We start from the raw sequence: 19,863 nt of genomic DNA on the forward strand, positions 1-19,863 counted from the left end.
TTTATCTCATGTCCATTACTCTAAGTAATTATATAAAACAGAGATAGCTTATAATAAAAAGCATCTCTGTTTTTTTTAACGGCTTCTATAAAATAGTAATTGTCCGATAATGAGTACAAACAAACTTAAAATAGTGCTTGCTATAATAGATAGAAAGTTGGAAAGCCATAAGGAAAAACTACTTCCTTGTATCAGAAATAAAATAGAATGATGAAGAAATAGCATAATACCTGCATAAGTAGCAAACCAGTTAAAACCCAGTTTTGAAAGAGTGGGAGTTTCTACATTGTCATATCCTCCACTTGGTCGTATAAACTGAATAATAGAAGGGCGAATAAAAGCAATGATTACTGTAGTGGCTGCGTGTACTCCAGCTGTGTCGTAAAAAACATCTACTGCTAGTCCCATTCCAAAACCCAAAACCAAAAGTGTAGTAAGACTGGTTTCAAGAGGAAGTAAGAGCAAAAAACCGATATAGACAAAACAAAATGCTGTATCGAAGAGAGCTATATTTCTAAAAAATAAGACTTGAAGCAACCAATAAATAAAAAAACTGATAGTATGAGTAATACTGCTTGGGTTCATTTGTTTTATTTTTCTAGCGTAACTTGTTCTAATGAATCAATTTCAGGCGTGTACTGGTTTTCAATAACATATACATAAGAAAGCCGAGTAAAGTCAGTTGCCAAATCTATACGAACTTCATTGAAGTTTCCTTTTGCAGAGGTAAAATCAACCTTTTCTATATAACCTACTAAAAATTCTTTAGGATAAAAATTATTTGCTACACTCGTAACCACAGTATCGCCTACTTTAATATCTTTGGCAGAAGTATATAAAAGATTAGATTTTCTATAATCCTTTCCATCCCACTGTGTAGTTGCATTGATTCCATTGCGCTTTATCTGTGAAGCTACTTGATAATCTATGTGTAAAATACTCCTTACAGTGGCATAATTACTAGAAACAGCTTCTATTTTTCCTACAATTCCAGAATCTGTAATTACTCCCATTCCTTTCTCTATGCCCTGTTTGCTGCCTTTATTTATAGTCAGAAAGTTGCGTTCTAATAAGTAGGAATGCTTTATTACTTTTGCTGGAATGAGTTGATATTTAGAAACTGATAGAAGCTGAAGAGAATCCAAATTTGTAAACTTCTCTGAAAGTTTAGCCAACTGTAAACTATCCTGTTTCGCTTGAGATAGATTAGCATACGTCTCATCAAAGGCTACTGTATCGTCTATTTGATTTTTTCGTATTTGTGAAGCCAAAAGTGAATGTAGCTTTGCATTCTCTTCCAACAGTCTTTCATTCTCATCTTTCAGATTCCAACGAGTAGCCACCCAGTTTTGCATATCCAAACCTGTCCCAACTACTGAACTAGCAGAGGTAAGAACTACAATTCTCTGATAGGTATTATGATTGACTATAAGCCAAAAACAAATACCCTCCAACAGTAGAAATAGTAGGAAATTACGAAACCGATAAAGAAAATTAATTAATTCTTTCAATTTTGTTAATCACAAGAATTTAACTCAAAAACATCGAAACTGGACTGTCAAAGGCAAGCCATTTGACCTATAAATTTATAATCTAAATAGATTTTTATTCTAAAATCAGCAAAATTAGTCAAGCAACACAGGCTTAAATCTACTTACATCATTGAGCGCAATTCCTGTCCCACGCACTACGGCACGTAATGGGTCTTCTGCAATATGGATAGGAAGTTTTGTTTTAAGAGAAAGACGCTTATCCAAACCACGAAGCAATGCACCTCCACCTGTTAGGTAGATTCCATTTTCATAAATATCGGCAGCAAGCTCTGGAGGAGTAATTTCAAGAGCTTTCAAAACAGCTTCTTCAATTTTAGAAATAGATTTATCAAGAGCAAAAGCAATTTCGCTATATGATACTTTTACTACTTTTGGAATACCAGTCATCAAATCTCGTCCACGTACTTCATAGTCGTCTGGAGCAGTTTCAAGTTCTGACATTGCTGCACCTACTTCAATCTTGATGCGTTCTGCCGAACGCTCACCAATCAGAAGGTTGTGCTGACGACGCATATAATCCAAAATATCTTTGTTAAAAACATCTCCTGCTGTTCGGATAGACTGGTCGCAGACAATTCCTGAAAGGGCAATAACAGCAATTTCTGTTGTTCCTCCTCCTATATCTACAATCATAGAGCCGATAGGCTGCTCAATATCAATTCCGATACCAACGGCTGCTGCAATCGGTTCTTTTATCATATAGACCTGTTTTGCCCCTGCTTGTTCGGCAGATTCTTTTACAGCTCGTTTTTCTACTTCCGTAATGCCAGAAGGAATACAGATAACAATTCGGTTGGAAAGGTTGAAACGTCCACGCTCTATCATCTTGATAAGTCCTTTTATCATTTGTTGAGCAGCGTCGAAGTCAGCAATTACACCATCACGAAGAGGACGAATAGTACGAATATCTTCGTGTGTTTTCTCGTGCATTTGTTGGGCTTTTCTTCCGATAGCCATTACTTTTCCAGAGCGTTTGTCAAGTGCGATAATAGAAGGTTCATCTACAACGATTTTTCCTCTATGAATAATTAGTGTGTTGGCTGTGCCTAAGTCAATAGCGATGTCGCTAGTAAATATATCGAAGAAACCCATATAAAAGAGTGAATAGCAGGATTGATTCTTTTATTTTATCTATTCAATTATTTTAGATAAAATAAAGGAAAATATTTTTAAAATTATCTCACACTGAAAGTACAGATGAGATAAAGGGAAGTTGTAAAGTCAAAATTTTATTAGATAAATTGTATTTTCTATTGTATTGGTACTATGTTACAGTTGTGTAAAAGTAGTATAATAGTGTCAATAACGAGTTAATAGAGAACATTTTATCAATTCACTTGCAAAATTAGAGAATTTAGACGGAAATCAAATATATTTTGGATTTTTTTGAGGAAAATCTATTTCTTACTGAATCGCTTTTATAGAAAAAACATATTATCCCTTTTCGGCTTGTAAAAACTGCATTTCGTAGAGTGTGTTGTAATAACCACCTAGTTTTAGGAGTTCTTCGTGTGAGCCACTTTCTTTTATTTCTCCTTTATCCAAAACCATAATTTTGTCAGCTTTTTGAATAGTTGCTAATCGGTGTGCGATGACGATAGCTGTTCTGCCTTCCATCATTTTTTCAATGGCATTTTGAATAAGTTCCTCTGTTTCTGAATCTACAGAAGAAGTAGCTTCATCTAAAATCAATATTTGAGGGTTATAGACCATCGCACGAACAAAGGAAATCAGTTGTCGTTGTCCTACGGAAAGGGTTGCGCCTCGTTCTTGTACATTGTAGTAAAATCCGTTGGGCAATTTTTCGATAAATTCTTTTGCACCTACAAGCTGAGCAGCTTCTTTGACTTTTTCTAAAGAAATATCTGGATTACGCAGAGTAATATTATCTATGATAGTTCCAGAGAATAGAAATACATCTTGCAAAACAACGCCAATATGTCCTCTTAAAGAGCTTAAGTCATAGTCTTCCAAATTTCTATCATCTATGAAAATATCTCCTTTCTGAATTTCATAAAATTTATTTAAAAGATTGATAATAGACGATTTTCCTGCGCCTGTTGCTCCTACCATTGCCACCGTTTGCCCTTGTTTTACTTCAAATGAAATATCCTTCAAAACCCACTCTGGTTTTACTTTCTCCTCCACTTCTTTGTTTTTAGTGCTGTCCATATTGTAGGCAAACCAAACTTCTTCAAAACGAATATTCCCTTTTAAATGCTTGGCAAAATAAGTTCCGTTGTGTTGGATAGTGCTATTATCATCTAAGAGTTTTAAAATTCTGTCTGAACTCACAATTCCTAATTGAAGCGTATTAAAACGGTCAGCAAGCTGTCTAACAGGACGGAAAAACATCGATAAAAACAGAATAAAAGCAATCAGTGTTCCTAACTCTATGCGCTCACCCAACACACTAGAAGCTCCGTACCAGACCACTAAACCTGTTCCTGCTGCTCCTACAATTTCAGCCAAAGGAAAATAAAGTGAATAATATAAAACTGTTTTTACATTGGCTTTTCGATGTTCTTTATTGATGGCTTCAAATTTTTTGTATTCTCTTTTTTCGCTATTAAAAATCTGAACAATTGCCATTCCTGTAACGTGTTCTTGTACGAATGAATTGAGATTGGAAACGGCTGTACGAACATCGTTGAACGATTCTTTTACTTTTTCCTTAAAAATATATGTTCCGATAAGCAGGAAAGGCAAAACTGAAAGTGTAACTAAAGTTAGTTTCCAGTCTAAATAGAGCATTGCTATCAAGATAAAAGTAAGTTGTAGAATATCTCCTAAAATATTGGCAATGCCTTGTGTAAAAATATTAGAAAGTGTTTCTATATCTGAAATCGTACGTGTTACGAGCCTACCAATAGGTGTTTTGTCATAAAATGAGAGTTTCATTTCCATCAAATGATTATAGACTTGCATACGAATATCACGCACTACATTTTGCCCTAACCACCCTGAAAGATAGCTATGAATAAATTCCACACCTACTTGTAAAATAGCAGAAGCAATAAGCAGAATGAGCATAAGATTTAGCCCTTCCCAGTTGCTTTGAAGAATATAATCATCAACAGTAAGTTTGATAAGATAGGGACGAATAGGCGCAATTACGCCCAACAAAACAGTAAGAAAAATTATAAAATAAAAATAGCCTTGGTAGGGCTTTACAAAAACAAAAATACGTTTGAGTATTTTCCAATCAAATATTTCTCCTTTGGGAGTAGATTTTTCTAAATTTGCCATAAAAAAGTAGTGGAAATAGAGTACATTCTGCAAGTTACATATCTCACTTGATTTTGCTACAACGAACTCGTATTGCAATAGGTTTTTTTAACAATTCATATCCCCTATTTCCAATGTAAAGTTAGGACAGAAACTTACAATTTGATACCGATAAGTGTAATATCATCTCTCTGTTCTGCACTTCCCATGTGATGATATAAACTATCTAGTATTATCTTTTTCTGTTGTTTCAGAGGTGTTATTTTTGAGATTGATTCTAATAGTTTGATTAGTTCTCTAGTTCCATACTTATTAAGTTTTTCATCAGATTGGTCTGGAAAGCCATCACTAAAAAGATATAAACACTCTCCTTTATTGAGTTGTAATTTGTGGTGTGAAAATTTACGCTTGCTTTCTCTTTGTACTCCACCTACTGAGCGTCTGTCTCCTTTGATAACTAAAAATTCCCCTTCTTGTGTGTACCACAACGAACGTTTGGCAGCAGCACTCTCAATATCTACTTTTCCATTCTCTAAATATTTTGCTTTGATAAGCACCATATCCATACCATCTCTATTATTAGTAGTAGTTTGGCGTAAAGCCTTTCTAACTCCGATATGTAGAGCTTCAATGATTCGTGAGGGCTGGGTAATATTTTTTTGTAAAACCATCTCATTGAGTAGTGTATTTCCAATCATGGACATAAATGCACCTGGTACGCCATGTCCTGTACAATCTACCACAGCCACAAGAATTTCATCTTTTACTTTTGTTATCCAGTAAAAATCTCCACTTACAATATCTTTGGGTTGGAAAAGGACAAATGCATCAGTAAAGTGTGATTTTAGTTCTATTTTGGCTGGGAAAATAGCTTTTTGAATTGTTTCAGCATAACGAATACTTGATGTAATGCGCTCTTGTGAATGTTTGAGTTCAGTTGTTCGCTCATCTACAATAGTTTCAAGATTTTCATAAACTAAGGCATTATCAATCGAAACAGCAATTTGGGAAGAAAGTAGATTTAATAAGTTTAATCGCTCTTTGTTAAAAATAGTATGAGAATGGTTGTTCTCCAAATACAATAATGCTAGAACTTCTCCTTGCTTCATGATAGGCATGCAAAGTAATGACCTTACTGTGTGTTCTTTTATGTAACTGTCTTGCTTAAAAGTAGCATTCTGATATGCGTTATCTAAAATAATAGCTTCTTTTGTGCGAATAACATAATTCAAAACTGTGGAAGCTAGCGTATTGCTATCTTGAACAGGCTCAGATTGCATCACTTGAGTTATATTATCAGCAAGTGAGTAATAGGCATCAATTTGAAATCCTGTATCTTTTTTCAAAATGAGATAACCCTTTTCTGCACCAGCATTTTCTACAATAATATGAATCATCTTAGAAAGCAGATTTTCTAGTTTTATTTCACTAGAAATGGCTTGACTAGCCTTTAAAATAGTATTTATATCCAATGCCGTTCCGATAGATGTTCCCTTAGAACTAGATGTGCTATATGAAGAAATAACAGTAGCTCCAATAGTAGAATCACGTGAAAAGCCACTTGCTTTTCTTTGACCATCCAACAATAATCGATATTGTTTCTCTAGTAGAGAAACTTTCTTGTTAGCTCCCCACATCCTATATAAATAATCAGCTTTTTGAATATAGATTCTTGCAAAATCTTTCTTGTCCAAACTCAAATAAAATTTTCCTGCAAGCTCATTGACAAGTGCTTCGTCATGTACAAACTGATTTTGTTGAGCAGCAAGTATTGCCTTATCATAAAACTTCATTGCTGAAACAATATCTTGCTGTATTTGAGCTAATTGTGCTTCCACCATAAAATATAAATGAGTAAAATTTTCAGGACAGTTTTCCATCCAAATTTTCATTTGATTTTGGTTAGTTGCTATTATGTCTAAATACTCTTCCTTTTTTGGATGATTTGGTTCTTGAATAATAAGACCACAAAGCGCAAGGCTATAATTATTGTTATGAAACCAGTTCCATTCAGAACCAAAGAGAGCTATCATGAGAGGAATGGCAGCTTGAGAGTGTGTCAGAGCCTTTTGATAGTCTTCTTGATAGAGGTACATTCTAGCTTTTAGTGGCTCATAAACTGCTGCTCCTATTGGAAGCTCTTTGTACCCCTCTAAATAAGTTTTTTCATTAAATTCATCATTATCAAAACTATCAGAAGTTTTGCTTAATCCCATCAAGTTTTTGACATAGGCATTTACCACAACACCAAGCTGTGCTACCCCATGATTTTTTATACTATGCTGGATGGCTGTGTTTGTATCTATATCTAAGGCTATTTTTTCTAAATTAATACCTGATAATACTTGATGCCTTGCCAAAACACAATGTGCATAGCCTGCATAGCCATAGTTTCCTGCAGCAACACTTGCTTCAAATCCAGTTTTCAAATAGTGTAACCCTTCTCTTACAGGCTTTCTCCAATGATGAATAAATACTCCAATAAGGTGATTTATAGGTCCTTTCGTACGCAAATCCTCAAATTTGTCATTAAGTTTGAGAGATAGTTGCCCTAAATCGTATCCTAGTTTATATTCTCCCATTCCAGAAGATACAAATGTGGCATACGCCGTATATGCCCACCCTGTTTCTGCTGTATTTCCATGTTGGATGGCTAAAGTAATCATTTTTGCAGATGTTAATAAAACGAGACTCATATCTCCAACCATATAACAGGAAGTCCAAGTTAGATAAAGAATCTTAACAGCTTCTTTTAGCTCTTTATTCTGCATAATAGGCAGAGTTTCTAAAAACCCTATTCCTCCATTTTTATCTAAAATTTCACTAATATATGCTGTTTCTTTTTGAAAAACCGCTGTTTTTTCATTTTCTTCTTGAGGGAGTTCAATATCTAAAATAGCAAGAGCTTTCCTAGCTAATTCGATGGCATCATTAAATTTAAAGGAGCTTTCTAAAAGTAAAATTTGAGTATTATAAATTCTTACTTTCTCTAGTTTAGATTCAGATTTTTCTAATAGTAGATTAAAAATTTTATCAGCTTCTTTTTTCTTTGCTTTTAAAAATAAGCAGTCAGCTAACAGACTATATATTTCAAAAGTTTGGTTTCGTTGATTTTTCCAAGCATTCTTATCCAACAATGAAATAGCTGTTTGCAGATAAGCAATAGCAGGAAGATAAGCCAATGATTGTTTGGCTTTGCGTGCTGCCCTAAGATTTACACGAACAAGCTCTTTTATTTCTTTCTCTTCTTCTATTAAATCTATTCCTTCGTTGTAGTAGTTAGCAACATCACAAATCCATTCATTGACATACTCTTCATCTCTTTGGTAATAGACAAAACGAGCAATTTTCAGACTTGCTTCTTTTTGCTCTTCTTCTTTCATAAGAGAATACGCTGCCTGCTGAACTCTATCGTGTAGAAAATAAAAAGCTATTTGAGCATTTTCTGTTGTTTCATCAATTCCTTTGTAGCTATCATTTTCTGAATAAATCAAGCCTTCTTGAAGAGCAGGAGTAAGCCTATCTACCGTTTCTTTTAAAGAATATTCTGCAACACTAGCCACCATGTGAATATCAAACTTGCCTCCCACACAAGAAGCATATTTTAGTATCTCCTGTGTTTTTTTATCTAATTGCTTTATTTTTTGAGACATGAGTTCTACTACATTGTCTGTACTGTCTCTTTCTTTTATCTTATCAATATTCCATGTCCATTCTTTTTTCTTTTTATTGAACTCTATGAGGTGTTGGTCGTAGAGCATTTCCAAAAACTGGTTGGTAAAAAACGGATTTCCTTGCGTTTTTTGGTAAATTATCTTGGTTAGGTCATAACTACCTTCGCTTTGTTGATTGAGTGTTTCGTTTACAAGTGTAGCAATATTCTCAAAGCTGAGAGGTTGTAATATTATCTTTGTCATAGATACATTATCATTTTCTAGCTCTCCAACTTTTATAGAAAAGGGGTGTGAGGTATCTACTTCGTTGTCTCTATATGTTCCGATGAGCATTAAATGCGTATTATTAGTATCAGTCATGAGAAGTTCTAACAAACTCAAACTTCCACTATCTGCCCACTGCCAATCGTCAATAAAAATAACTAATGGGTGTTCCTGTTTACTTATTGCCCTTACAAAGTTCTGAATTACTAAGTTAAAACGATTCTGAGTTTCACTTGGTCCTAGCTTTGGTACTGGATTTTGTTTGCCTATAATAAGTTCTAAAGAAGGAATTACTTCTGTCAAAACACCTCCATTTATGCCTAATGCAATTTTTATTTTTTGTTCCCATCTCTTGATTCGTTCTTGCGATTCGGTCAAGATTTGCTGAATGAAACTTTTAAAACTCTCAATAATTGCACTGTAAGGAGCATCTCGCTGAAATTGGTCAAATTTTCCTTTTACAAAATATCCTCTTTTTTGAGTGATAGATTTATAGAGTTCATTTACTATAGCCGTTTTTCCAATGCCTGAGTATCCTCCTAAAAGAACTAAATGACTTGCTCCATAGCTTACCTTATCAAATATTTTGCTTAGTTTTTCAATTTCTTTTTCTCTTCCATAAAGTTTTTCTGGAATCTGAAAGTTGGTTGTAATATCGTTTGTCCCTAACTGAAAATCTATTTTTTCTTTACCTTCTTTAAGTGCCTTAGAAAGCCGTTCTAAATCTTTTTGTAACCCAAAAGCAGTTTGGTATCTTGCTTCTGCATTTTTACGTAATAGTTTTTCTAATATCTTGGAGAGAATAGGAGGAATATTCGTGTTTTTTGTATGAGCTAGAGCTGGAGTGAGTGCAATATGTGAGTGTACCAATTCCATTATATCTAACGATTCGAAAGGGAGTTTGCCAGTGAAAAGCTCATAGAGTGTTATACCTAAAGAATACAAATCTGTACGAACATCTATCGAACGGTTTACTCTTCCTGTTTGCTCTGGAGAAATATACATAATTGTACCTTCCATAGCATTGGTTACTTCAGCATTTTGCTTCTGTCTCTTAAACGTTGAAGCAATACCAAAGTCAATAATATAAACACACTTATCTTTTCCTATAATGATGTTTTTTGGATTTATATCTTTATGAATTACATTAGCCTGATGCACTTCTTGTAATGCCATCGTAGTATGTATAGCAATGCTCAAACTATCTTCTAATGAAAGTTTATTGGTTTGCTGATACTCTTTCAAAGACTGTCCATCTATATAATTTAATATTAAAATATGTCGGTCATCTATTCTAAGCTGCCTTATTGATTTACGTATAGCATCTGATTTTATATTTTGAGTTAGGGCGTGTTCTTCTTTAAATTTAGCAATGTCTCTCAAAGACGGCATACTGTCTCTCAAAACTTTAATAGCTACCTTCTTATTTAGTTCTTTGTGTATTCCTTCATAGACAATTGTCATCTGTCCGACATGTATTTCTCTGACATCAGTAGCAAAGGGGAAAATATTATTCATAAGTAGTAGTAAATATTATTTTGCATAAGTTGGGGAAGTCTGAATATACCATTTTTCCTGCATAAAAATATTCTTTATTTACGTTTTTTTCTATACAATTTATCTATTTCGATTAAAAAGGCTAAAACATGTTATGAAACTTCGCTTTGAAGGAAAAAGCAGTGTAATAGAATAACTCTACTAAACAAACAAGGAAAAAAATAGCTTTTTCAAGCTAGATTACTCAAAAAATTATGCTGATATTGCTAAACTGAATTAGTCTGAACTTACTACCTTTCATGCTTGGTATATTGGTACTCATTCAGATGGCTTTTATTCTAAAAAGTAAGTTTATTTTAAGAAAAATTGTAGTAATAATCCAGTCTCAATATATCATTCAACACCAAAAAAGGCTATTACTTTTTGAGTAATAGCCTTTTGTTTTTTAATAAAAAATAGACTTTCTATAAAAGTCAGTTCTTACATACCGTCGCCATCAGTTGCTTCTTCAACAGCAGCTTCTGTAGAATCTACAGTAGCCTCTACATCAGTAGCAATAGAATCAAGTGCTTCACCAGTAGCTTCCATCATGTTTTCAGAAGCATCTTCTGCATCTTGAAGTAAGTCTTCAGTAGAAACTGTATCAGCAGTAGCTTCACCACCTGCATTTGAGCCCCCACAAGAAGTAAATGCTAAAGTAGAAAATGCAACAAGAGAAGCAAATGCAATAGTTTTAAGAGTTTTCATGTTTTTTCTATTTAATAAGAGTCGTTCGTTTAGAGAACTTAAAAAAGTTAGTAAGTTTTGATTGTGCAGAAGTATTGCACCTTGCATAACATTTGACAATCAAAGGCACAAAATAATACTTAAAAAATTAGAAAACCAAAGATTAATTAAAATTAATTTTGTTTTTTTGAAGCGTGAATAAATATGTATTCAATATTGTAAAAATTTTATCCGTAAAGTGATATAAAAAATATGAAAAGTATAAAAAATCAGCTTTTTAAACTCAAAAAATGCTTCATTTCCAATCAATCAACGTTTTTATTCACATTCTTTACGATTTACTCTATCTTTTTTTTATCCAGTTCTGTCATTGCACAAAATGAAGATAATATTGCTATTGGAGAATGGCGTACTCATCTTACCTATTTTGATGCTCAAACAGTGGCTGCAAGCGAAAATAAAGTATATGTAGCCTCTCAAAATGGTCTCTTTTTCTATGATAAAGAATTTCAAAGCCTAGAAGTAGTTTCAAGAATAGATGGTCTTTCAGACATCGGTATTTCAGCCTTAGAGTATCTACCTAACACAGACGAGATTTTGGTAGCTTATCAGAATGGAAATATAGATTTTTTGTCTGATAACCAAATCAAGAATTTTCCTGTTTTTTTTGAAGATGCAGCCATTTTAGACAAAGAAATTTATCATACTCACTATTTTCAGAATGTAGTTTGGATAAGCACAAATGCAGGTATTTTAGAAATAGATGTAGAAAACTCTGCCAACAAACGCATCAGAAACTCCTATCAAAATTTAGGAGAAAATGGAGAACAAATTAAAGTTTTTGCGACAACTATTCAAGACAATACTATCTATGCAGCTACTGAAAAAGGTGTACGTTATATTTCTTTCAATAGCTCAAATAATCCAAATGACTTTAGGAACTGGCAAACACTACCATCCACACAAAACAAAATAGTAGAAGCGATTGCTTCAACAAACTCAACGGTATTTTTTTCTATTCAGAATGAAGGTGTTTTTAGTTATAATGGAACAAGCAACGCTTTAGGACAGATACCAACTACAAACGTGTATGATATTAGTGAAGATAAAATAAATTTAACAAGTGTTTTTGTTTCATCAGAGGCAGGACTTTTCAGAGTAGAAGCGACATCTTCGTCATTTCAAGTAGAAAAAATAGAAAATGAACTACTAAAAGCTCCTCGTCAAGCAATTTCTGAAAATGGTACACTTTGGGTAGCAGACAACCGAGCAGGATTAGTTACCAACACTACTGGTAATTTTGTTTCCTTATTTCCTTCTGGAACATACAATCAAAATGCTTGGGGTTTTGTTCAAGCACAAGGAAAAATTATTGCTTTTTCAGGAGGGTATGAGCGACCTTTTCGTCCTCTGAACCGAACCACAGGTTTTTATGTTTTTGAAAATGGAGAGTGGACAAACTACAACGCCGAAAATAAAGATATTACGAGCCAAACCATTCCTAATGTGAGAGATTTAGTAGGTGCTACTTATTCAGAAATCGAAAACAGAGTGTATTTTGCTTCAATACAAGATGGAATTTTAGTTTGGGATTTAAGTGATGATAGTTTTTCAGTTTTGGATTCGTCTAATTCTCCCTTGCCTCATAACAGAGTCATTGATGTTGAAACAGATAATTTGGGTAACCTTTGGGTAGCTCTTTCTGCCAGTACTTTAAGAGAAGATGCTTATTTTAGAAAACAAGTTGGCAACGACGGACTAGCTGCTTGGAAAGGCTTTAGATTTAATCAAACCCGCACTACTTTTCCATTATCCATTGAAATTGATGAGAATAACAATGTTTGGGCAAGCCTTAGTCCTCTAGTGCAAGGTGGAATTTTGGTTTTTAATGAAAATGAAGAGAATACCATTTTGATAGAATCTGTTAATGCTGGAAATTTAGCTTCTAATGATATAAGAGCCTTACAATCTGACCAAAACGGCGTGATGTGGATAGGAACTCCAGCCGAAGCAAATGCTAGTGTACGTACATTTTCTGATATTTTTGGAATTTTCCAAAGTCAAGATTTGAATGCTAGAGATGTATTTTTCGAATCCAGACAGCTTTTAAGAGACGAAACCATTACTACTATTGCCTTAGATGGTGGAAATAGAAAATGGTTTGGTACTACCAATGGAGTATGGCTTTTTTCAGAAGATGCTTCCAAGCAGTTTTTGCACTTTACAGCAGAAAACAGCCCACTTTTTAGCAATCAGATTTTAGACATTGTAGTGCAAGATGAAACAGGAGAAGTGTTTTTTGCTACGCCCAACGGAATTATTTCGTATCGTGGAACAGCCACAGCAGCAAAGACAGATTTTTCTAGTGTAAAAATATTTCCTAATCCTGTTCAGCCCAATTTCAATGGAGTAGTTGCCATAGAAGGACTTACTGGAGACGCCAATGTAAAAATTACAGATATTAGTGGCAGACTGGTATATGAAACCGACTCTTTTGGAGGTACAGCTACTTGGAATGGAACAGATTATAACAATGTAAGAGCTAAAAGTGGAGTGTATTTAGTATATGTGGCAAACAGAGATGGAAGTGAAGGTTTTGTTGGAAAAATTATTTTTATAGAATAAGCAGCATTTTGTGAATATTAAGCGTATAGACCAATATAAATTATTGTATCTTTATATTCTTTTAAGAATTTTGATTTTAGATTGCTTAGATTTTTGTAAACGATACTCAATATTATCACAAACATTCATTATCTACACAACAATTCTATTCTCTTACTCACTTAATCAAACTTTTATGAAATTTAACTGGAAAAATACGACACTCTTATTAGTTCTTCTACTTTCTACATTTACACTTTGGTCTTGTAAAGGCGATGATGAAATAAACCCTGAAGCTGTAATTTCTGCTCTTATTGATGGGCAACCTTGGAATGCTTCTTCTCTATCTTCTGGCATCAAAACAGGAGACAACATCTCACTTACTGCAGCAAGCAGCAATGGTAGAACGTTTATCATTTCGTTTAAAGCAGAAGTAGGTACACAAGCTCTCAATGCTTCTGTGGATACAAGTGGAGTAAACCTTGTCCCTTCTGTTATTTATCGTACACTTCCTATTGGTGGCAGTACATTTGCCTCAAATATTTGTGCTTCTAACGATGGAGGTGAAATTGTTATTACAGCAATAGATGAAACTAACAAAACGGTTACAGGAACATTCAAAACAAAAACTTGTTCTATCAATAGTTCAGTAGAAATTACAGAAGGCAAAATCAATGGAGCGAAATATAATTAATCCATTTTTTTCCTAATTAATAGAAAAGCCCTTTTTACAAAATATGTAGAAAGGGCTTTATTTTTTACTTGATTTCAAATATCAATTTTTCTTTTACTTCCTCTAACAAAGATTTAATTTTTTGCTTGTCTTTTCCTTTTATCACAATGTGTCCTATACTTTGTCCTGTTCCTTCACGTTGTTTAATAGTTGAACCTTCTTTTACAGAAAGTGTAAATTCTTCTAGTTCTTCAATAGCTTTGACAAATTCTTTTCCTTTGATAGCTTTCAATATACCAGCCTTTGGATGGAAAAGACGTAAGCCACTATAAAAATGAGGCTCTATATTTTTCATATCCACCTTATTTCCTAAAAAAGTATCTAGCCAAATCTGCCAAAAATCTTTTTGGTAAGAGAGTTTTAAAAGGTTCATAATGTAGCCTCCTGGAGGACGGATTGCCATCTCTCCAAAAACTAAATTTATTTTGTCTGTGTTATTTTGCTCTAAATTCTGGATAAAAACTTCAGTATGTGTAATTCCATTTTTTGCGCCTAAGGCTTTGATTATTTTTTCATTGAATTCAAATATTTTTTCTTGAATTGCCTTTGAAAATGTAGTAGGAACAAGGTTGGCAAACTTTGGTTCGGTATATTCAGTAATGTTTTGAAACAATACTTTTCCATTTTGTATCACAGCCTCTACGCTACACTCTGTACCTTTCACAAAACTTTCTGCCATATATCCCTTTTTCAAAAAGGCTGGCACTTCGTTTTCTGATTTGACAATATAAGCTCCTCTACTTCCAGAGCCTGTACAGGTTTTGAAAGCCATCGGCAAACCAAGTTTTTCTATAAGTTCTTGTTTAGAGATTTTATTTTCTCCTGTTTCATTTTCCAAAAAATCAGCACAAGGAATATTAGCCTTCTTAGCTACTTTCTTCATTGTTGGCTTGTGTGTACAGTGAAGAGCTACCTTTTCAGAAGTATAGAAGTTAGGCACTATTTGTTCACTTATCCAAGCAGCAGGTAGCACAGACTTTTCAGTTGGTGCAAGAATTGCGATAGGTTTTGGCTCTTTTTTAAGTAAATCTTCAACAAAATGCATCCATTCTTGTTTACTCCAAATAAAGGAGATTTGTTCTAACGTATCAGCTTTATGGTTTTTTAATTTTTTATTGTAGAGAAGAACCACACGCAAATTATTTTTTTTTGCAGTTTCAATGGCATCAGAACGATTCCCTATTATCCAAACCGTATGTAAACTATTTTTTTTCAAAATACTAAAGCAGTTTTCGGTTATTTTTTAGATTTTTTATTGGGGACAAGATACAATAATCAAAAATTTCATCAAAAGTTAAATATAAATTTGAGCTAATATACGATATACTGAACTATCTTTATAAATTAGCTCTTAAATTAATTAATACACTGATAATCAGATTATTGAATCTTTTTTTTATAGCATTAAAATTATGAAACACTTTTTACTTTCTTTTCTATTTTTTGTTTGTGGTACGTTTGCTCTTGGTCAAACTCCTGTGTCGCTTCCTGCAACACCTCCTTATGTACAAGATTTTAATACAACTCCTGGAGCGAGCAATACATCTTATCCTACTGGTTGGACGAGTTATAACAAAGAAATTATTGATAATACAATGATTGTAGGAACAGCTTCTAGTACAACAGGAGCAAATTATAATTATGGCTCTCGTATTGGTTTGCTTGGTTCAGGCTCTAACTTTGACCCTAGTTCTATTGTTTTGGCAATAGACAATACTTCTGGGCTTTCTGGTCTTCAACTTTCTTATGATGTTATCAAGATAAGAGAGCAAGGCAGAGATTGTACTTTCAATTTAGAGTATAGTGTTACTTCCCCCACAAGTGGTTTTACAACTCTTTTTAGTGGTTTGTATAACTCTGGTACATTAGCAGAGGGAACAATAACTCCTTATTCAAATATTGATATTTCTGTACTAGATAATCAAGCAGGAACAGTATATCTTAGGTGGTCTTATACAAGTTCTGGAGGTGGAAGCAGAGATGGAATAGCTTTAGACAATGTTAGCATTTCTTGGAACACTACACCTGCTTCCATTGATTTACTATTTCAAGATGCTGGAGATCCAAATATAGCTAGGGGAAGTACAGAAAATCCTATTTTTTCTGCACGAGCAATTGTTACCGACGCAGTTGCAACACTCAACCAAGTAACGCTAAGAACTAATGGAACATATACCAACACTGATATTGCAGCTAATGGTTTTAAATTATGGATTTCTACTGATGGCTTGTTTGGTGGCGACACACAACTCGGTACAGCAAGTTCTGTATCAGGAAATGGAGAAACTATTACCTTTTCTTCTTTATCACAAACAATTCCTATCAATAGCATTCGCTACTTCTTTATTACAGCAGACATTACACCTTCTGCAACACTCAATAATACGGTAGGTATAGATAATACTACCACAGCAGATTTTGTTTTTGCTTCTCCTAATAGTAAAACAGGTACAGCAGCATCTGGAAATTTGCATACCATTATTGGACTAAATACTGGAACAGTTGCAACTTCTATTTGCGTAACTTCCACAGAGGGCGAACCTATAACTGTTCCTTTCACATATTTTCCTACGGCAACTTATACAGGGATATTTACAGCCGAACTTTCTGATGCAACAGGCAGCTTTGCCTTTCCGACTTCTATCGGTACAGTAGCTTCTGATAATAGTGGTTCTCAAAACATTTCAGCTACTATTCCAGCTAATACTGCACAAGGAGCAAATTATCGTATTCGTGTGGTTAGTTCTGTACCCAATGTAGAAGGAGCAGATAATGGTACAGATATTACGATTGACTTACTAAATGTCTCTATTTCTCCCACAGCAACTCAAAACTTGACTGAATTTCAGAATGGAGATATTTTAACAGCTACTGAATCTCATTCTATTCAAACAAGAAGGTGGAAATATTCTACTATTTCTGGAGGACCTTATACCAACTTTTTGGGAGCAGACCCTACCGAAAGACCTTATTTTGAAACAGCAGGAACATATTATATAGTTTGTGAAACAGAATTTGCTTGTGGCAAATCGTCTATTTCTAATGAAGTTCAGATAAACGTTTCTAGCTTTGTGGGTACAAGACTTTTTCCAGGAGATGTAGTAATTGTGGGCTGGGATGTGAATACAAGCAGTGGAGATGATGAGTTTATACTGACTAATCTAGTTACTCTAACACAAGGAACAACTTTTCAAGTAGTTAATGCTACGTATGAAAATGGTTCGGCTGCTGATACACGTGATAATTTGTGGCAAGACACTAAGATAATGGAATTTACTTATAAATTAGCCACTCCTTTAGCTGCTGGTAGTACAATTAGTTTTGAGCTTCCTGCAAACATTTCTAATCCTGCAACTAATATTCGCATTAATAATGTGGCTGTACCTACTTCAACATTAGAAGGAGTAAGAATTACAGGTACAGAAACAGGAGGAGTAAATGTGAGTTCTACTAATCCAGACCAAATATTTATTACGCAAGGTAGTTTTCAAGGAACAGACTTTGATGGCTATGTATTATTTGGAATGACACATCTTTCTGATTGGATTGATTTCTCGGCGTCTGTTTCTGCTGCTCGTACATCAAGAACACCTGCTAATATAAAATGCTTAAATACTGTACATACAACAGCAATAGGAGGTTCATATTATGATGTAAGTGCGTTGCGTAATGGTTCTCAAAGAGAAATTCTTTCTAATATTATCAATATGGCTAACTGGACAGATATACCTGCTTCTGCAACTGGACGTAATATACCAACTATAATTTTTACTAGCACATTTACAGTTTCTCCAAATACCATTGCAGAAATAGAATGGATAGGAGGAAATTCTGGAACAAATGACGATAATTGGTTTAATTGCCAAAATTGGGAAAATTTCTACGTTCCCAATAGAAGGCAAGATGTTATTATGACCACTACTGCTGCTGATGGAGCTAGAATAAATATAAATGCCTTCTTTTCAGATGAATATAATGATTTAGCCGAAGTCAAAAACATTATTTTAGAAGAACAAAGTCTAAGAATAAATGACTCTAGGCTTTCGAAGCTTGATATTTATGAAAATCTCTTGATAAGAAATAATGGTTTTTTAGATATGCAAGATGCAATTGATTTTGTAGAAGATGGAACAATAAATATCAGAGGAGATTGGACAAATGAAATAGGAACGGTAGCATTTCAAGAAGGACAATCATTAGTAGTTTTTGAAGGAGGACAAAACCAAATAGTAACGACAGCAGGAGGTGTAGAAGGTTTCTTTGATGTAAGAGTAAACACAGCAGGTGGGGTTACATTAAATAATGAAGCCATTATTACCACTTTCGTAGATGGAGCAAATATTAGAGGAGGACATTTAGAATTTATTTCAGGCAATATTTTCTCAAATAATTCTGCTTACAGTGTTACTTTTTCCGAAGAAGCTACCTATGAGGGCGCAAGCCAAATGAGACATATACGAGGAACAGCTCGTCGTGTCTCTGATAAAATAGAAGATTTTATATTTCCTATTGGTAAAAACGGAATATATCGTCCTGCCATTATTCACACACAAAGTGGAGGAAGTATTACAACATTTTTTGCAGAATATTTTGATACAGGATATGGCACATACAATCCTGTGATTTCTCCGTTGGTATTTGTAAGTCAGTTAGAATATTGGATGATTAACAGAGAATCAGGTACAGCCAATGCCGAATTGACACTTTCTTGGGGAGCAGAAAGTTTAGTTACTAACCCAGCTAGTCTTGTGGTAACACATTGGACAGATGAAGTAGCTAATCCAGTTGGAGACGAATGGGTAAGCAGAGGACAAGGTTTTATTGGAAGTGGATTTCAGAGTAATGCAGTTAATACTCATAACTCTATTACAGGAGGTACAGGACCTATCAATTCAGAGGGACGTATCCGTTCAGCGCAAACTATTACTGCCTTTAGTCCTTTTACACTTGGTTCTATTGACTTTACAAATCTTCTGCCTGTTACGTGGCTTTCTTTTGATGCTAAATATGATAAAGAGCAAAAAAATGTACTCCTAGAATGGGCTACACTTTCAGAATCCCAAAATCAATCTTTTATGATAGAACGCTCTAACGATGGCATTGAGTTCACACAAATTGGCATGGAAGCGAGTAGTATTAACTCGTCTTCTGTAAAAAAATATCAGTTTTGGGATTTTGAACCTTTACAAGTCCAAACGTATTATCGTATCAAACAAATAGACGTAGATGGTAATTTCTCATATTCTACTATTAAGATGGTAGAAGCTGACTTAGAAGACAGAATAGGAATTACTCATTATCAAGGTCAGACTACTTTATATGCCAACGTCGAACAAACTACAAAAGCAAAAATCAATATCTATGATATGAATGGAAATAGTATGGGGGCATTTGATGTAGTTCTTGAAAGAGGACAAAGCAAAACAGTTATTCCTCTTCACACTCTTTCAACAGCTCTTTATACCTACAAAATAGAATTGGAAAACAAATCTGAATTTGTGAGTGGTAAGTTTTTGATAAAATAATTAGATATAAAATTACATAGTAAAAAGGTCTTGAAAACTATAATTTTCAAGACCTTTTT

At 34.1% G+C, this 19,863-nt stretch carries 10 protein-coding genes; 3 read left to right on the top strand and 7 right to left on the bottom strand.

Annotated elements, in window-relative coordinates; all coding sequences use genetic code 11:
- Positions 1 to 75: 75 nt before the first annotated feature.
- The 6 genes from QZ659_RS04305 to QZ659_RS04330 form a co-directional block, all read right to left on the bottom strand.
- Complete coding sequence (locus QZ659_RS04305) at positions 76 to 585, bottom strand: Rod shape-determining protein MreD (RefSeq protein WP_291722367.1); 510 nt, start codon at positions 583 to 585, stop codon at positions 76 to 78.
- A 5-nt stretch (positions 586 to 590) separates the two neighbouring features.
- Positions 591 to 1,511 (bottom strand): rod shape-determining protein MreC, encoded by a 921-nt coding sequence (gene mreC / locus QZ659_RS04310; protein ID WP_291722370.1) that lies wholly within the window; start codon positions 1,509 to 1,511, stop codon positions 591 to 593.
- Positions 1,512 to 1,625: 114 nt separating this feature from the next.
- The gene (locus tag QZ659_RS04315) at positions 1,626 to 2,645 is read right to left on the bottom strand and encodes a rod shape-determining protein (RefSeq protein ID WP_291722373.1); all 1,020 of its coding nucleotides are present in this window, start codon (positions 2,643 to 2,645) and stop codon (positions 1,626 to 1,628) included.
- Positions 2,646 to 2,987: 342 nt separating this feature from the next.
- On the bottom strand, positions 2,988 to 4,802 hold the full coding sequence (locus tag QZ659_RS04320) for an ABC transporter ATP-binding protein (RefSeq protein WP_291722376.1): 1,815 nt from the start codon (positions 4,800 to 4,802) through the stop codon (positions 2,988 to 2,990).
- A 134-nt stretch (positions 4,803 to 4,936) separates the two neighbouring features.
- Entirely contained in the window at positions 4,937 to 10,237 is a 5,301-nt protein-coding gene (locus QZ659_RS04325; protein WP_291722379.1) for an AAA family ATPase, read from the bottom strand.
- 459 nt (positions 10,238 to 10,696) lie between these two features.
- Positions 10,697 to 10,963 carry a hypothetical protein gene (locus QZ659_RS04330; RefSeq protein WP_291722382.1) on the bottom strand — a complete coding sequence of 89 codons (267 nt, stop codon included), beginning with the start codon at positions 10,961 to 10,963 and terminating at the stop codon, positions 10,697 to 10,699.
- A 231-nt stretch (positions 10,964 to 11,194) separates the two neighbouring features.
- Between QZ659_RS04330 and QZ659_RS04335 the strand changes: the two genes are divergently transcribed.
- Positions 11,195 to 13,567, top strand: coding sequence for a two-component regulator propeller domain-containing protein (locus QZ659_RS04335; RefSeq protein WP_291722385.1), 2,373 nt, complete (start codon positions 11,195 to 11,197; stop codon positions 13,565 to 13,567).
- Positions 13,568 to 13,742: 175 nt separating this feature from the next.
- A complete protein-coding gene (locus QZ659_RS04340) occupies positions 13,743 to 14,240 on the top strand; it encodes a DUF6252 family protein (RefSeq protein WP_291722388.1) in 498 nt (165 codons plus the stop codon).
- A gap of 64 nt (positions 14,241 to 14,304) precedes the next feature.
- Here QZ659_RS04340 and QZ659_RS04345 read toward each other — a convergent pair whose 3' ends face one another.
- Complete coding sequence (locus QZ659_RS04345) at positions 14,305 to 15,495, bottom strand: ATP-grasp domain-containing protein (protein WP_291722391.1); 1,191 nt, start codon at positions 15,493 to 15,495, stop codon at positions 14,305 to 14,307.
- Positions 15,496 to 15,691: 196 nt separating this feature from the next.
- Between QZ659_RS04345 and QZ659_RS04350 the strand changes: the two genes are divergently transcribed.
- On the top strand, positions 15,692 to 19,804 hold the full coding sequence (locus tag QZ659_RS04350) for a hypothetical protein (RefSeq protein WP_291722394.1): 4,113 nt from the start codon (positions 15,692 to 15,694) through the stop codon (positions 19,802 to 19,804).
- Positions 19,805 to 19,863: the final 59 nt, after the last annotated feature.

The sequence above is a fragment of the Bernardetia sp. genome (genome assembly GCF_020630935.1).
Taxonomy (GTDB): domain Bacteria; phylum Bacteroidota; class Bacteroidia; order Cytophagales; family Bernardetiaceae; genus Bernardetia.

Bases quoted from the DNA above. Each gene is read 5' to 3' on its own strand.
- QZ659_RS04350 (WP_291722394.1), top strand. From the start codon at position 15,692: ATGAAACACTTTTTACTTTCTTTTCTATTTTTTGTTTGTGGTACGTTT.
- QZ659_RS04305 (WP_291722367.1), bottom strand. From the start codon at position 585: ATGAACCCAAGCAGTATTACTCATACTATCAGTTTTTTTATTTATTGG.
- QZ659_RS04330 (WP_291722382.1), bottom strand. From the start codon at position 10,963: ATGAAAACTCTTAAAACTATTGCATTTGCTTCTCTTGTTGCATTTTCT.
- QZ659_RS04340 (WP_291722388.1), top strand. From the start codon at position 13,743: ATGAAATTTAACTGGAAAAATACGACACTCTTATTAGTTCTTCTACTT.
- QZ659_RS04320 (WP_291722376.1), bottom strand. From the start codon at position 4,802: ATGGCAAATTTAGAAAAATCTACTCCCAAAGGAGAAATATTTGATTGG.
- QZ659_RS04315 (WP_291722373.1), bottom strand. From the start codon at position 2,645: ATGGGTTTCTTCGATATATTTACTAGCGACATCGCTATTGACTTAGGC.
- QZ659_RS04325 (WP_291722379.1), bottom strand. From the start codon at position 10,237: ATGAATAATATTTTCCCCTTTGCTACTGATGTCAGAGAAATACATGTC.
- QZ659_RS04335 (WP_291722385.1), top strand. From the start codon at position 11,195: ATGAAAAGTATAAAAAATCAGCTTTTTAAACTCAAAAAATGCTTCATT.